14 protein-coding genes are annotated in these 15,599 nt (G+C 55.1%); 8 read left to right on the top strand and 6 right to left on the bottom strand.

Annotated features, from left to right (window positions below; translation table 11 throughout):
• Positions 1-7: 7 nt before the first annotated feature.
• The 3 genes from ACXAGD_RS07670 (at position 8) to argE (ending at position 3,759) form a co-directional block, all read left to right on the top strand.
• Positions 8-1,504, top strand: coding sequence for an aldehyde dehydrogenase (locus ACXAGD_RS07670; protein WP_475209390.1), 1,497 nt, complete (start codon positions 8-10; stop codon positions 1,502-1,504).
• A gap of 25 nt (positions 1,505-1,529) precedes the next feature.
• A complete protein-coding gene (locus ACXAGD_RS07665) occupies positions 1,530-2,468 on the top strand; it encodes a LysR substrate-binding domain-containing protein (RefSeq protein WP_475209389.1) in 939 nt (312 codons plus the stop codon).
• A 142-nt stretch (positions 2,469-2,610) separates the two neighbouring features.
• A complete protein-coding gene (gene argE, locus ACXAGD_RS07660; protein ID WP_475209388.1) occupies positions 2,611-3,759 on the top strand; it encodes an acetylornithine deacetylase in 1,149 nt (382 codons plus the stop codon).
• A gap of 72 nt (positions 3,760-3,831) precedes the next feature.
• On the opposite strand, the gene ACXAGD_RS07655 is transcribed toward argE, so the two are convergent.
• The 6 genes from ACXAGD_RS07655 to ACXAGD_RS07630 all read right to left on the bottom strand — a co-directional run bounded on the left by ACXAGD_RS07655 (position 3,832) and on the right by ACXAGD_RS07630 (position 10,719).
• Positions 3,832-4,869: an extracellular solute-binding protein gene (locus ACXAGD_RS07655; protein WP_475209387.1), complete on the bottom strand. Its 1,038-nt coding sequence runs from the start codon at positions 4,867-4,869 to the stop codon at positions 3,832-3,834.
• Between the two features lie 19 nt (positions 4,870-4,888).
• The gene (locus ACXAGD_RS07650) at positions 4,889-5,698 is read right to left on the bottom strand and encodes an ABC transporter permease (protein WP_475209386.1); all 810 of its coding nucleotides are present in this window, start codon (positions 5,696-5,698) and stop codon (positions 4,889-4,891) included.
• A 3-nt stretch (positions 5,699-5,701) separates the two neighbouring features.
• Entirely contained in the window at positions 5,702-6,631 is a 930-nt protein-coding gene (locus ACXAGD_RS07645) for an ABC transporter permease (RefSeq protein WP_475209385.1), read from the bottom strand.
• Positions 6,631-7,752 (bottom strand): ABC transporter ATP-binding protein, encoded by a 1,122-nt coding sequence (locus ACXAGD_RS07640; protein ID WP_475209384.1) that lies wholly within the window; start codon positions 7,750-7,752, stop codon positions 6,631-6,633. The genes ACXAGD_RS07645 and ACXAGD_RS07640 overlap by 1 nt, the downstream gene beginning before the upstream one ends.
• 718 nt (positions 7,753-8,470) lie before the next feature.
• Positions 8,471-10,195, bottom strand: a complete 1,725-nt coding sequence (locus tag ACXAGD_RS07635; protein WP_475209383.1) for a phosphoenolpyruvate hydrolase family protein — start codon at positions 10,193-10,195, stop codon at positions 8,471-8,473.
• Positions 10,192-10,719 carry a phosphoenolpyruvate hydrolase family protein gene (locus tag ACXAGD_RS07630; protein ID WP_475209382.1) on the bottom strand — a complete coding sequence of 176 codons (528 nt, stop codon included), beginning with the start codon at positions 10,717-10,719 and terminating at the stop codon, positions 10,192-10,194. Before ACXAGD_RS07630 ends, ACXAGD_RS07635 begins: the two co-directional genes overlap by 4 nt.
• A gap of 303 nt (positions 10,720-11,022) precedes the next feature.
• Between ACXAGD_RS07630 and ACXAGD_RS07625 the strand changes: the two genes are divergently transcribed.
• Genes ACXAGD_RS07625 through ACXAGD_RS07605 form a run of 5 tightly spaced genes read left to right on the top strand, consistent with a single transcriptional unit; the run spans position 11,023 to position 15,588 of the window.
• Positions 11,023-11,889 carry a branched-chain amino acid ABC transporter permease gene (locus ACXAGD_RS07625; protein WP_475209381.1) on the top strand — a complete coding sequence of 289 codons (867 nt, stop codon included), beginning with the start codon at positions 11,023-11,025 and terminating at the stop codon, positions 11,887-11,889.
• The gene (locus ACXAGD_RS07620; RefSeq protein ID WP_475209379.1) at positions 11,886-12,863 is read left to right on the top strand and encodes a branched-chain amino acid ABC transporter permease; all 978 of its coding nucleotides are present in this window, start codon (positions 11,886-11,888) and stop codon (positions 12,861-12,863) included. The genes ACXAGD_RS07625 and ACXAGD_RS07620 overlap by 4 nt, the downstream gene beginning before the upstream one ends.
• Before the next feature lie 13 nt (positions 12,864-12,876).
• Positions 12,877-14,115: an ABC transporter substrate-binding protein gene (locus ACXAGD_RS07615; protein ID WP_475209378.1), complete on the top strand. Its 1,239-nt coding sequence runs from the start codon at positions 12,877-12,879 to the stop codon at positions 14,113-14,115.
• The gene (locus ACXAGD_RS07610; RefSeq protein ID WP_475209377.1) at positions 14,106-14,879 is read left to right on the top strand and encodes an ABC transporter ATP-binding protein; all 774 of its coding nucleotides are present in this window, start codon (positions 14,106-14,108) and stop codon (positions 14,877-14,879) included. Before ACXAGD_RS07615 ends, ACXAGD_RS07610 begins: the two co-directional genes overlap by 10 nt.
• Complete coding sequence (locus ACXAGD_RS07605; RefSeq protein ID WP_475209375.1) at positions 14,869-15,588, top strand: ABC transporter ATP-binding protein; 720 nt, start codon at positions 14,869-14,871, stop codon at positions 15,586-15,588. The genes ACXAGD_RS07610 and ACXAGD_RS07605 overlap by 11 nt, the downstream gene beginning before the upstream one ends.
• The last annotated feature ends 11 nt before the right edge of the window (positions 15,589-15,599 follow it).

Raw genomic sequence — 15,599 nt, 5'->3', positions numbered from 1 at the left:
ACAGACAATGTTGGACAATACCTATGAGGATTGGAAAAGCCGTGCGGCCGGCCTGATGTTTCGGGGACAAGCCTTTATCGACGGTAAATTCACCGATGCGGCATCAGGTAAGACCTTCGACAGTATTAATCCGGCCACTGGCGCGGTTCTGACTCCGGTCGCCGAGTGTGACGAAGAAGACGTCAATCGTGCCGTTGCCGCAGGCCGTGCTGCCTTTGAGGATGGTAGCTGGTCGCGAATGGCTCCGGGTGACCGCAAGACGGTGATGCTGAAGCTGGCCGGCTTGATCCGGGAAAACTTGGAAGAGATGGCACTGCTGGACAGCCTTGATATGGGCAAGCTGGTGACGGATGCCGCGACTATCGACGCGCCGGGCTCAGCCCATTTCTTCCAGTGGTATGCCGAGGCGATTGATAAGGTTTATGATGAGGTAGCTCCAACCGGCCCAGGCGATTTGGCGTTGGTCAGTCGTGTTCCGCTGGGTGTGGTTGGGGCAGTAACCCCCTGGAACTTCCCGCTTGATATGGCGACATGGAAAGCCGCCGCCGCGCTGGCCGCAGGAAACTCGGTGGTCCTCAAACCGGCTGAACAATCACCTTTGTCTGCACTGCGACTGGCAGAACTCGCGGCTGAAGCAGGTGTTCCAGATGGCGTATTCAACGTTGTTCCAGGTTTTGGTTTGACTGCAGGCAAGGCGCTTGGCCTGCACATGGATGTCGACTGCCTGGCCTTCACCGGGTCGACAGCAATCGGCAAGATGTTCATGCAGTATTCTGGCCAGTCAAACCTGAAACAGGTCTGGCCGGAAACCGGGGGCAAAAGCCCCAATCTTGTCTTCGCCGATTGCGAGGATTTGGATGCCGCTGCCGACATGGCGGCCTTTGGCATCTTTTTCAATCAGGGCGAAGTGTGCTCGGCGAACTCCCGGCTTTATGTGGAACGCTCGATCAAGGATGCATTTGTCGAAAAGCTGATTGCCCGCGCGGAGGCGATGCAACCGGGTGACCCATTAGACCCCAAATCAAAGATGGGAGCGATCGTCGATGAAAAGCAAACGCAAGGCATCATGCGTTTTGTGGACGAGGGCAAGAAAACGGCCAATCTGGTAACTGGCGGTGAACGTGTCACCATCGAGGGCAAGGGTTGCTTTGTTCAGCCAACAATCTTTGATGACGTGGCCCACGAGAACCCATTGGCACGGGATGAGATTTTCGGCCCTGTCTTGTCGGTGATCCCCTTTGACACCGAAGAGCAAGCCGTGGCGATGGCAAACGACTCGGTCTATGGGTTGGCCGCATCGGTTTGGACCGATAACCTGTCCCGCGCTTGCCGAGTTTCAGACAAGCTGATGGCAGGAACCGTGTCAGTCAACACGGTGGACGCACTGTCCGCAATGACACCTTTCGGAGGCATGAAACAGTCCGGTTTCGGACGTGATTTGTCATTGCACTCGCTTGAAAAGTATACTGCTTTGAAGACAACGTGGATCAAGTACAAGGCTTGATACACGGCCAAGCGGAGATGTGCTATTGCCATTCAGATACACGCTGCGACAGCTTGAGTATTTTGTTGCGGTCGGGAAGGCGGGCAGCATCGCTGCGGCAAGCGACAAGCTGAACGTGTCGTCGCCGTCGATCTCGGCGGCGATAACCCAGCTTGAGGTCGAATTCGGCGTCACCTTGTTTGTACGCGAACATGCGCGGGGACTGTCGCTCACGAAGGCGGGACACAGGATCATGGAACGAACCGAGTTTGTTCTCCGTGAAGCCGAACTTCTTGCAACGCTTGCCGGAGAAATCACCGGCAAGATTCAGGGCATCCTGTCAGTTGGGTGTCTTGCTACATTCGCTCAATTCATTCTGCCGGGGATACGACGTGATTTTGAACAAAATTACCCTGATGTAAGGATTGAACAACGTGAGTTGAATCAGGCTGATATCTTCAGTCAACTGCGTCGAGCCGAACTGGACATTGCACTGACCTATGATCTGGATATTCCGGCCGATCTTGAATTCCAGCCCTTGCATGAACTGCCACCGTACGTGGTTCTTGGGGAAGATCACGCATTGGCAGGTCGTGCCGAATTGACAATTTCAGACCTGCAGGACAGCCCCATGGTTCTGCTGGACCTGCCATTCAGCGGTGAATATTTCCTGTCGTTCTTCCGTGAAGCAAACATCAAGCCCAACATCGCGGAACGCACTGCGGACATGTCGGTGATGCGTTCGTTGGTTGCAAACGGGTTTGGGTTCTCCATAGCGAATATTCGCCCATCAAATACCTTGTCACCAGATGGGAAAAAACTGGTTTACGTCTCTTTGGCCGGAGGTTTGCGCCCATTGCGCCTTGGCCTATTGCGTGCTCGGGCTGAAAACGAAACAAATACTCTGAAAGCCTTTGTGGAGCACTGCTCCCGCACGGTAAAATCCAGAGCGCTTCCGGGTTTATATACCTCAGGAGGTGAATGACCGCAGGGCCTTAGAAATCTCCTAAGCTCTGCTTCGTCATTCCCAGATTTAAGTATTCTGTCTGTTGTATAGGCTTTGCTTAATCCCAGAACACAACAGGGAACTAACCGGTCGGCAATCGGAAAAAGCAGGTTCAATTCGCATGACGTCTACACTGGATATTCTCGCAAAACTAGTTGGCTTTGATACTGTCAGCAAGAACTCGAACCTTGAACTTGCCGCTTATGTCGAAGAATTTCTGGAGGCACGCGGGTTTGCAGTTCATCGCATCACTGATCCCGGTGGTGACAAAACGGGGCTTTATGCGGAAAAAGGCCCTGATGGAGACGGTGTTCTGCTGTCGGCACATACGGATGTCGTCCCAGTCGAAGGCCAAAGCTGGACCAAGGACCCGTTTCACCTGACCCGAGAAGGAAACCGTGTTTACGGCCGCGGCACCACAGATATGAAGGGTTATGTGGCATCGCTCATGGCTTTGGCAGACCGGACGGCCGGGGCTGACCTGCGAGAACCTCTCAAGATCGCGCTGTCTTATGACGAAGAGGTAGGGTGCGTCGGCATTCAACATATGCTGGATCGGCTCGCCCCGATGCTAGGCCAACCCCGCGCGTGTTTCGTTGGTGAACCGACTGAAATGCAGGTCGCTATAGGGCACAAGGGCAAAGCTGCGCTGCGCGCAGTCTGCCACGGTCAAAGCGGGCATTCAGCTCTGGCCCCGAAATTCGTGAATGCATTGCACCTTGCAACCGATTTTGTGGTCGAGTTGCGGGCGCTACAGGACATTTATGCCAAGAGTGGAAACAGCGATCCGGCTTATTCGGTGCCATATACGACCTTCCATGTGGGTTTGCTTTCGGGCGGCAAAGCGCTGAACATTGTGCCGGACCGCGCAGAGTTGACTTTTGAATACCGTCATCTTGCCTCGGATCATGGCAAGGATATCCTTTCACAAATCCAAGACGCCGCGGTCAGGGTAGGGGCCCGCTATCAGGCACTTTGCCAAGAAGCACGCATTGAGGTCGAACAGTACAACGCATACCCTGGACTGGATGTTGTCGAGACAGAGGGCGTTATCGCTTACGCCCAGAAACTTGCCCAAAGCAATATCACCACCAAGGTCGCGTTTGGCACCGAGGCCGGGTTTTTCAGTGAGCTGGGGATTCCAACCGTTGTCTGCGGACCTGGTTCTATGGAGCGCCAGGGCCACAAGCCGGATGAGTATCTTGAAATTGATCAGTTAAACGCGTGCGACGCGATGATGGATCGCATTCTCGAAGACATCAGTCGCTAAACAACAACCACTTACTAAATTCAAAAGCCCCCGGATGAACCGAGGGCTTTCGCGTTAGTGATACGGCCTTAGTTATTTCTTTAGGTTGGTCCAAATCTGGTCATAGACCGCCTGGGTTTCCTGATCACAGACTTCGATGAACACGCCTGGGCCCGCATTGTCATGGGGGTTCTTTTCGGGCTGTTCGGCCAGTGCCGGGTCGAGGAACTCACCCACACCATTCACACCGGCGTTGTACTGCGCAAAGTTGGACACGGCTGCGATGTTTTCTGGTTCCAACAGGAAATCCATGAAGATCAGCGCGTTCTCGCGGTTAGGAGCGTCTTTCAGCAGAACGACATTGTCCATCCACGCGATGTAACCTTGTGTTGGGAAGGCGTATTCTACGTTAGCCCCTTCATCACGCGCCTTGGCCGAGAACCCGTCATAGATCTGGCCTACAGCTGCGTCACCGGATACCAGAACCTCTTTCGCGGTATCTGAGTTGAACGATGCCCAGTGCTGCTTCGCTTCTTGCAACATGGCGTTCAGAGCTTTCAGTTGCTCGCGGTCTGTGGAACACTGAGGGATACCCATGTGCAACGCCGCCATGGCCATGACTTCGCCCTGGCTGTCCAGCATGTTGATACGCCCCTGCAGCTCGGCTGGTGGGTTGAACAGGATATCTGTGGTTTGAATGTCACCTTCATAAGCATCGCGGCTGACCGCAAAGCTGGTTGAGCCCCACTGATAGGGGATCGAGGATTGGCGACCGGGATCAAAACCGGGATCGGCCCATTCGGGCGCGATGTTGCCTTTGTTCTTCAACTCACCGTCGCCAATGGTGTCCAGCATGCCTTCTCCGGCCATGATCGAAACCATGTAGTCGCCAGGCACTGACACATCATAGGTGCCGATACCGCCAGCCTTGAGCGAAGCCAGCATTGCCTCGTTCGAGTCGTATGTATCCATCGTGACCGTAATGCCAGTTTCTTCGGTGAATTTATCCAGCAACTCTTGCGGTATGTACTCAAACCAGTGGTAGACAACCAGCTCACCTTCGGCAGCGGCGGCGTTTGCACCGATAGCCAAAGCAAGGGCAGCGACCCCGTTTTTCATCAAATGTTTCATGTGTCTCTCCATCTGTTGGTTATTTTGTGTTGTCAGATTTGCTGACGAAATAGCTGATCGTGACCATGACGATGGACACACTCAGCAACATGGTCGAAATCGCCATGATATTCGGTTTGATCCCTTGCTTAACCGAGCCAAAGATTGCCGTGGGCAAGGTTTCGACCCCGGCACCCTTCACGAAATTGGTGATGATGAAGTCATCCAGGCTTACGATGAAGGCCAGCAGGAACCCTGAGATGATACCCGGCATCATCAGTGGCAGCAGGATCTTGGTAAAGGCCTGCCGTTTTGTGGCGTACAGGTCCAGTGCGGCTTGCTCATAGCTATCTTCGATCCCTTGCATCCGGGCCGAGATTGGCAGGTAGGCAAAAGGAATGCAGAAAGCGATATGGGCCAGCAGGATGGTCAGAAGCCCTCGTTCGAACCCGATCGAGTTGAAGAAGATCAGAGTCGCGACTGCCAAAACAATCTCGGGCACCATCAGCGGCAAGCTGATCAGACCAAAAGACAGCGTGCGAAAGCGAAACCTGCCGCCTCGTACCATGCCCGTCGCGGCCAAAGTGGCGATTGCGGTCGCCGTGGTTGCCGCGATGATCGCGATGATAAAACTGTTCTTGGCCGCAGTTTTGAACTTACCGCTTTCTGGGCCAGTAAAAACATCCGCATACCAGCGTAGCGAGACACCTTCCCAGTTGGTCAGTGACTGCGATGCGTTGAAGCTGTAGATCGTGACCACGACCAGTGGCGCATAAAGGATAACCAGACAGAGCAGAGTGATCCCCTTGAAGCCAGTGTACGACTTGATGTCGAATTGCTTGCTTGCCATCGGTCAGCCCCCCGCCTTGTCAGCCTTGGCCTGCTGACGGGCCGAGAACATCAGGATGATCAAAACCATTGTCAGCAAGATCATCGAAGCGGCTGCGCCAAACGGCCAGTTGCCTGCATTGCCTTTGAACTGTTCTTCAATCAGCGAGCCGATCATGAAGTTCTTGGCCCCCCCCAAAAGATCGGGCGCAAGGAACGACCCCATCGACGGAACAAAGACCAGAATACAGCCCGCAATGACGCCAGGTTTGACGGCAGGAAGCAGCACGCGGCGCAAGGTGGTCCACTTTGACGCGTAGAGGTCGGCAGCAGCTTCGGACAGCGCGAAGTTGTACCGCTCAACCGCCGCATAGATCGGCAGCACCATAAAGGGCAGATAGGAATAGAACAGGCCCAACTGAACCGCAAAGTTGGTGTTGACGATATGCAAGGGACTGTCGATCAGGCCGATATTCATCAGGAAATCATTCAACGGCCCTTGATCGCGCAGAAGGAATTTCATCGACACGGTACGGATCAGCAAGTTCACCCAATAGGGGATGGTGATCAGGAACACCCAAACCGGCCGCATATTCTCGGACCGGGTGGCGATGAAATAGGCCGTTGGAAAGCCGATCACGAGGCTGAGCAACGTAGCAGCACCTGCCTGCCAGATTGAGCGCCAGAAAATCGTGATATAGGTCCATTCGATCTTGGGGGGATCGTCGCCGAAAAGCCCTCGGTCAAAGAAGAACTGATCGTAAGCCGCCAGCGAGAACTCCCAGATCACGCCGCCCCGAAACTCTTTTGTCAGGAAAGAGTAGACAAGCATCATAATCACCGGCGCCAGAACCAGAATGGCCAGCGTCACCCATGCGGGCAGAAGGAGCCAGGTACGCGCCTCTTTGTACGTATCGGTCGTTGCGCTGCCGCCGCTTGCTGCACCCGCCGCCATCAGTCGACCAGGAGGCGACCGGCCCCCAACTCCATGTTGACGTACATCTCGGTGCCTGGCTCAAAAATCCGTTTATTGCCACGGTCTGAATTTGAGGTGCGTACGACAAAGTCCGGGCCGTCCTGCAAATCCACGATTGTTGTTATATCTGTGCCGACAAAGATGTTCTCTTTGATCCGCCCTTTCAGGCTTTCGGTTTCTGCAGGAGTGTCCGACATATAAAGCCGCTCTGGCCGGATCGACATATGAACCTTTGAGCCAACGCCAATCCCGTCGACCGAGTTGCAGGTCAACTCATGCCCCCCGCCCAAATGGCAGGTGGCGCGGCCATTTGCGATACCGTCAACGGAAACCTCCAACAGGTTGGTCTCGCCAATAAAGTCAGCCACGAACATGTTGTGCGGACGCTCGTAGATGTCCGTCGGAGACCCCAGTTGCTGCATCTCGCCAGCCGACATAACGGCAATTCGATCAGACATGGTGAGGGCTTCTTCTTGATCGTGAGTGACGAAGATAAAGGTAATCCCCGTTTCGCGCTGCAGGTGCTTCAACTCAAGCTGCATGGCTTTGCGGAGCTTCAAGTCAAGCGCAGACAAGGGTTCGTCCAGCAGCAGAACCTTTGGCTGCGGTGCCAGCGCACGCGCAAGCGCGACACGTTGTTGCTGACCTCCTGACAACTGACTGGGCTTGCGCGCAGAGAACTGAGAGAGCTGCACCAGTTCCAGCATCTCGCCCGCCTTTTCGCGCGCATCTGATTTAGAGGCCCCGCGCATTTCCAGCCCGAAAGCCACATTGTCCAGGATGGTCATGTGCGGAAACAAGGCATAGTTCTGGAAGACCGTGTTCACAGGACGCTTGTTGGGCGGCAGGTTTTCGATCTCATCACCATAGAGGTAGATCGCCCCTTCGGTGACGGCCTCAAACCCGGCAATCATCCTGAGCAAAGTGGTCTTACCGCAGCCAGACGGACCCAGAAGAGTAAAGAATTCATTGTCCATGATCGACAGCGAGATCTTCTTGAGCGCAGTAAAATCGCCGTAGCGTTTCACCGCATCCCGCACGTCGATCGCGATATTTTCTTCGTTAGACAATTGCGCCTCCTGAGCACCGCGAACTTCCATTCGGGTATATACGGGCTGCGTTACCGTCCTAAGAACTGACTTCCTCACTAAACATTAGGATTTGCCTAATCATTTTAATTATTGTCAGTATTTCAATGTTTTATCAAATCCCTGCCATCTATTTGGGCGAAAAGAAAACACCAGAGTGCGCGTAGGAAGAACACTCTTTTTTCTTAGAGTGATGAGGAGATCGTCAAAGAACTAAAGGTGGGCTTCTTGCAAGTGCACTATGCACCAGTTTCGTACTTGCGTGCCTCCCGGCTTGCGCCTGAGCAACGACTGAAAGCTATTCAGCGGGTTCGTAGAGTCGACTCTAAGAGAAAAAGTGTGAAAAATTTTTGGGCATCCTTACTTATAAAAAAGTTTTTGATGTCCGACGTTTCTTTATGCTGCTTTTTTTGTTTGGCGGAACGTTTCGTGCGCAGACAAAGCATTTTGAAGAGTACCGGTCAGTAGCCGCCAGAACCTTTCGCGGAATAAACACCAAGGTTGTAAAGACATTTGGTTTTAAGGCTCAGAACTTGGAACGAAAAGGCTAAGTTGAGTAAGATTGACCACCTTGGATGCAGCGTAATCGACCGGCGGTCATTGCGTAGTCCCTTCATAACCAAAAACGGTGATCACTAGGAGCAGATCTCACTAGTCACCTCAAGAGTAACGAGTTCGGCAGATGATAAGTCTTGTTTGCTTTTAGAAAAGAAACTCGGGATGGCACAAGCTACCCCTGCAACCCATGTTTCTTGATTTTGTTGTAAAGTGTTCGGGTTGTCATCCCAAGTTCTTCGGCTGTCTGTGCGCGACGAAATCCATTGCGAGCCAGCGCGTCGGCAATCCAGTCACGCTCGGAAACTGAAACACGGCCTGTTGGATCTTTCCGGTGAGGCTTTGTTTCTTCCGCATGAGTACGACGCAGGAATTCGACATCTTTCAGCTTGATTGTTGATCCGTCAGATTTTCGAACCGCGCGTTGGACTGCAAAATACAGCTCTCTCATATTGCCGGGCCAGTTGTGTTCCAACATAAGCCGTAGCGCCGCGTTTGAGAATTTTGGAGTCTCGCGACTAATTTGTGTTCCGATATGCAATGCCAGTTCCGGGATGTCATCAATACGATCACGCAGAGGCGGCAAGTGAATCTCATGACCGGAAATCCGATAATAAAGGTCTTGCCGAAAGTCTTTGGCTTCGACCGCGTCCAGCAGTTTCGGTGTTGTGGTAGAGACAATCCTTGCATCTGCCTTGCGTAGCGTGTGATCCCCGATACGTTGAACCACCTTTTCATCGGTGAATTTCAAGATTTTCCCCTGGTGTTCCAGTTGCAGCGCGGCAATTTCATCAAAGACGATTGTGCTGCCTGACGCTTGTTCCAATGCACCGCGCTGACTGCCAATTCCCCCAAACGCTCCTGATGCTGTGCCAAGAAGGTGGATGCTTCCTTCTGCACCTTCGAGGGCAGGGCAATCCACAACTACAAGCTGCCGCTTGGCCGAAGGACCTGCTGCGTGCAGCTTCTGTGCTGCCCGACTTTTTCCCGTTCCGGTTTCTCCAACAAGCAAAACGGGGACATCCTCGTAGGCGAGGTCATCCAACTCCTCACGGATCATCTGCATCGCGTAAGATGATCCAACGAGATCGCTGTCCGAGTCTACGGAATTTGCTTTGATACGCGACAGGTTGGGAATTGACGTAAAGCCTTTTGTCACCTCGCTGAGCGTTTGCTCGACGGGAAGCCGATCGAGTGTCGAACCAGCCACAAACCCCTGCACGCCGCAAATGCGGGTGATCGCAAGCGCTTCTTCTGGGGATGTGATGGGGCCGCCGTGGCAGAGCTTGTCAACCGAAGATGGCACACCTGCAAGGACCCGTTCTATCTGAGCTGCCGCAGTTTCCAGCGTCAGATGTGTGTTGACCCCTGTATCCCCGCTGGTGAACCCAATGTTCACGCAGATCGCGGTTGAACCGGCATCGACCATTTTTCGAGCTTGCGCATTGGTTTGGACATAAACGAAAGCGCCAAGCCCGACCTTGACCGCCTCTTGAACCAATGCGACCTCGCGCTCCAAACCCAGACCCTCGCGTTGGATCAGAGCCCCCAGCCGTCCGTCGATTAGTGTTGTTGACGGGAAATTGCACACGCCAGAAAAGCCGAGGTCTTTAGCGCTCAGCACCAGATTGGTGATATCCAATGCCGGGTCACTTACGGAAAAGCCGGCGTAGATTGGAGCGTTACAACGCCCCAGCATTTCACGTTCAGCAAATTCGACGACCCAGTCGTTGGCTGCCCGTACGGGCAAAAAACTGGTGAGGGAGGAGGCACCCTGAACCCTGAACCGACCCGCGTTGAGCGCCAGGAGGTAGTCAGCGCCAGCTTTGTCTGCCGCTTTAGCCGTCAATCCCGATCCGACGACCGCACCGAACAGAAATCTCTTGTCATGCTTGTTCAATATTCCGCCTCGCACCAGACCAGCCCATCGACATCAAGCTTGCTAAGCGGCACGACCTGTTCGTGCCAATCTGAAGTGTACGCAAAAACAGTTGCATTCTCCGCTTCGGCTTTGATTGTCTCGATCAGGCGCTGTAGCGACCCCAAAACCATTGCGCCGCTTTCTGCGCTTCCGACATCTAGCAGACCGGGATGCAAAGCCAGTTGCGAGAGGCCGGATTTCAACGCCAAGCGGGCCTGATCAAGTGATAGAAAAAAGGCTAGGGTCTCAAATCCTGCCTCTTTGGCGCGCGCGAGGAATTCATACTCAAACTCAGGCGATGCCGGGATGGTCGACATGGACTGTTTTAGCGACCCATCCAGCAGGATCGAAGAGGGCCAATTGGTGATGCCGCGATACCCACGTTCGTATAGTTGCCTGAACATCGCCACCTCAGAACCGAAAGGGTCACTTGCCAAAAGCGCCGCCCAATCTCCTTGTCGGCGGCTTTCACGGATGACGCGGTTGTGGTCCAGTCTCGGCATCACAAAAGCCAAATCTGCCTGCCTTGCAGACAAGCCACACAATGCCGGACAGAATATCCGATCGGACAGAGTTTGATTCGAGGACCGCGTGCCGGTGAGGATCAATTTGTTCATAGGCCTGTATAGGAAAAATACACCAGAAAAGAGAAACTATTTCTTATTTTTTCCGACCGCTAATTCACTTAAGCCCAGTGCATCCACATAAGTCATTGTTACGATTAATACTTTTTTCTTCCGTATTTTGACAGGCAACCCGCGCGATTTCCTAAATCTGCGCAATTATTGTCGTCAACGGGAGGAACCATGACTTTATTTCTGATCGTCACCCTGAATGGGCTGACGCTTGCAGCACTCTACTTTCTGGCCGCCAGCGGGTTCAGCCTGATCTTCGGGCTGATGCGAACGGTGAACATGGCACATGGCGCTTTGCTTCTTTTGGGCGGCTACGTTGGGTACAGCATAGTCGAGGCCACCGGCTCATGGGGATTAGGCGTTGTAGGCGGTGGACTAGCGGCGGGTCTGGCCGGAGCGATTGTGCAGGCGGGCGTGTTGGGTTGGATGCAGGGGGACGAACTCCGCCAGACCCTCGCGTCGATCGCGATCTCGATCATCATGGCGGATCTGATGTTGTGGTACTGGGGCGGGCTGACCTATCAGGTTGAGCTGCCCGATGCGCTGGCCGGAGGGCACCGTCTGCCGGTGTTGGGTGTCGGTTACGCCACAATTCGTCTGGCTTTGATGGGCTTTGCACTGGCAACCGGCATTGCACTTTGGTTCCTGATCCAACGCACGCGATTTGGTGCAGTCATCCGGGCTGGCGTCGATGATCAGGACATGCTGCGTGCGATGGGATATCCGATCAACCGCATCTTTGTCCTTGTCTTTGCGTTAGGTGGAATGCTGGCCGGGATGGCAGGTGTCGTCGCAGCGAGCGCTCTTTCTATCGCGCCAGGTACAGACCTGCAGTTCCTGCTGTCTTCGCTGGTGGTCGTGATTGTGGGTGGCATGGGATCGATCGGCGGGGCGGCTCTTGGTGCTTTGCTGGTTGGGCTGGCCGAGCAGTACGGTCTGGCCTACGCGCCGACCTATGGCGTTGTGTTTACCTTCGCGATCATGGTGTTGGTTCTGGCGGTACGGCCGCAAGGATTGATGGGGAAGGCCGAGCTATGAGGCAAGCCCTGATCCTGATACCTCTGTTGGCCCTGCCATTGGTACTAAACGATTTCTGGCTGACGCAGGTTGCGACGCGGTCGCTGATCCTTGGCGTGATGGCTCTGAGCCTCAGCTTTCTGGCAACCTATCTGGGCATAGTGTCTTTCGCACAGGCCACAATGGCTGGGATCGCCGGATATACGATCGCCTATTTCGGCCCGAACACTGTGGGTGTTGGAACGCCGCTGCCGTTTTGGGTGAGCATTCCCATGGCGCTGACCTTCGCGGCTTTGTCCGGTGCTCTGGTCGGGCTGATCGCGCGCCGGTCGCGCGGCATCTATGCCATCATGATCACCTTGGCGATCGGAGTGGCGTTCTTCTACTTTACCCGACAGAACTATTCCCTGTTTAACGGCTGGACCGGCTTTTCGGGCGTGCGGGCGCCAGAGATTGCGGGTGTTAGCCTGCGTGATCCGATGGTTCTGTACCTCCTTTCGCTGTCCACAGCCGGAATTGCTTTGGTATTGGTCAATGGTTTTGTCCGGTCCCCACTGGGCCTAACCATTCAAGCGGTTCGCGATGCGCCCGGTCGTGTGCTGGCTTTGGGGATTTCGGTCACGATACCGATTGTCGCTGCCTTTGCCTTCTCGGGATTGTTGGCTGGGGCAGGGGGCGTTCTGAACGTCTGGTACCAAGAACGAATTTCGTCTTTCTCGGTTGGTCTGGGGCCGATCATCGACATCCTGATCATCTCGGTCATCGGTGGCCTGCGCCACCCCGGCGGAGCATTTGTCGGAGCCGTCGTCTTTGTCCTGCTCGACACGTTTGCCGTCGATCTGATCGATCGCGAACGGTTCAACACTCTGATTGGCGTTGTGTTGTTGCTGATCGTCATCGTGGCCCCCGGCGGGCTGCAGCAACTGGCTCAAGACTGGGCGTCGCGGCTGCGCAGCCCTCAGGCAAAACCAAAACAAGCATCTGAGCACTCATAGGGAGGAACCTGAAATGAATAAGCTCAAACTGGCCGCTTCGGCACTCGCGCTCTGCGCGATGTCGGTTCCGGCATCCGCCGAAGACGTCAAGATTGGCGTTATCTCGATCCTTGAAGGCGCTTTCGCAGCGTTGGGACAAGACGGTATTCGCGGTGCAGAGCTGGCGGTGTTGGAGACCGGAGGAGAGGTCGACGGCAACAAAATCGAGGTCATCACCATGTCGTCGGACGCAAGCCCCGACAGTGCGGTGAATGCAGCTCGCAAACTGATCGAGCAAGATGGCGTAGACATTATCGTTGGTCCGCTATCCGGTTCTGAAGGTCTTGCCTTGCGCGATCTGTCCAAATCCTACCCCGGCGTCACCTTCCTGAATGGCTCGTCAGCTGCACAGGACACTACGCTGCGTGATGGGTCTGACAATTTCTACCGCTTTGGCGGCGACGGTGCGCAATGGATGGTCGGTGTGGGCGACTATGCCTTCAACGACATGGGCTATAAATCGGTTGCGATCATCGCCGAGGACTATTCCTTCCCGTACACGCAGGTTCTGGGTTTCATGACTGAATTCTGCGAGGCAGGCGGCAAGGTCCCCGAGAAATTCTGGACTCCCATCGGCAACAAGGACTACTCGTCGGTCGTTTACTCGATCCCGCAGGATGTTGATGCGCTGTTCGTGGCGCTTGGCGGCGCGGATGCGGTGAACTTCCTGACACAGTACAGTCAGGCGGGCGGTGACAAGCCGATCATCGGCGGTTCGATTACAATCGACCAGTCGATCCTCGACAGCAAAGGTCCGTTCAAGAAGTTGCTGGTGGGTGCACCTGCTGGGACTCCTACGGTCAGCGACTATGAAGGCGATGAATGGAAAGCCTTTACCGCCAGCTACACCGAAGCCTTCCCGGATGGGTTCTCGGCCCCGTCAATCTTTGCGCATCACTATTACATGAGCGCCAAGGCCGCGATGATGGCTCTGGACGAGGTGGATGGCAATCTGTCCGACAATCATGCGGCTTTCCGTGCGGCGCTGAATGATCTGACCTTCACCACCCCGACCGGCGGCACCATGCGTCTGGACAAGAACCGCAACGGGGTCATCGATAACTTTGTCACCGAAGTCTACGAACGTGAGGACGGCACCCTTGGCAACCGGGTTGTGAAAGTTGTGCGTGACGTCGACCAATTGCTGGGACAGGAAGAAGAGGCATTCTTGGCCTCGGGCCCGGTCAGCCGGGATAACCCTTCGTGCCCGTAAACAAATCACATACCCACGCCAATGCCCTGGAGGTCCGGGGCATCGGCAAACGCTTCGGCGGGTTCTGGGCGGTTCAGGACATTGACCTGACCGTCCGCCCCGGCGAACGTCGCGCGATCCTTGGGCCGAACGGCGCAGGCAAGACCAGCCTGTTCAACGTTCTGACCGGAGACACTAGCGCGACAACCGGCTCAATCACGCTGTTTGGGGACAGTGTGACACGTGAGCCGATCAACAAACGCATTCAACGTGGCCTGCGTAGGACGTATCAGCACGCGCACCTGTTCAACGGTCTGACTGTGCGCGACACTCTGTTTCTGGCTGTGGCCGGAGTGCGTGGCGGGTGGCTAGAAGTGCTGCCACTGCGCGCCAGTGACAAGCGTGTGGCCGAGGCTGAACGTCTCGCCGAAATCGCGGGTGTGACCGAGTTTCTGGACCGCGAAACATCGGAACTGAGTCATGGGCAAAGGCGCCAGCTTGAGATCGGGATCGCGCTTGCTGAAAACCCGAAGGTCCTTTTGTTGGATGAACCGGCCGCCGGGCTTTCGCCGGCGGAACGCCCAAAACTCAGCGCGTTGCTGATGTCCTTACCCAAGGATGTGACGGTTGTTCTGATCGAACATGATATGGATATCGCCCTGCAGACCTCGGAAAGCGTTTCCGTCCTGTATAACGGCCGCATGCTGGCCGAAGGTTCACCCGATGAAATCATGCGGAACGAAGAGGTTCACCGCGTCTATATCGGAGGCGCTCATGGTCACTGATGCGTTGCTACAGATCAGCGGCTTGGATCTTCGCTATGGTTCAAGCCATGTGTTGCACGGGGTAGAACTGAGCCTCGGCAACCGACCGCTGGGCATTTTGGGCCGCAACGGCATGGGCAAGACCAGTCTCTGCAACGCAATCATGGGCCTGAACGCGCATTCCGCTGGTGAAATCCGTTTCGATGGCGTGGATATGACAGGTCTGCCGCCCGAGAAGCGCGCGCAGATGGGGATCGGGTATGTCCCGCAGGGGCGGCGCGTGTTCCGCTCGCTCACGGTTGAAGAACACCTCAAAATTGCCGAGCGCAAAGGCGGCGCGTGGTCGATTGACCGGGTCTACGAGACTTTCCCGCGCCTGAAAGAGCGTCGTCGCAATCTTGGCGACCGCCTTTCAGGCGGCGAGCAACAGATGCTGGCGATTGGACGGGCTTTGTTGCTGAACCCGCGCTTGGTGGTGCTGGATGAGCCAACCGAAGGTCTGGCCCCGGCCATCGTTTCAGATGTGATCGACCTGATTGGCCTTATTGCCCGCGAAGGTATCGCTGTGCTGCTGGTCGAACAGAACATGCACGCCGCATTGGCCGCAGTCGATGACGTGGCCATCATGGTCGGCGGAGAAGTTGTCGAGCGGATGACGGCAGACGCCCTTGAGAATGACGCAGCAATGCAAAAGCGTCACCTGGGCCTCGAACCCGGACAATCGGGCTAAGGGAGGAGGAA

Source organism: Ruegeria sp. ABF4_144 (assembly GCF_056160045.1).
This window is presented reverse-complemented; position numbering and strand designations above follow the sequence as displayed.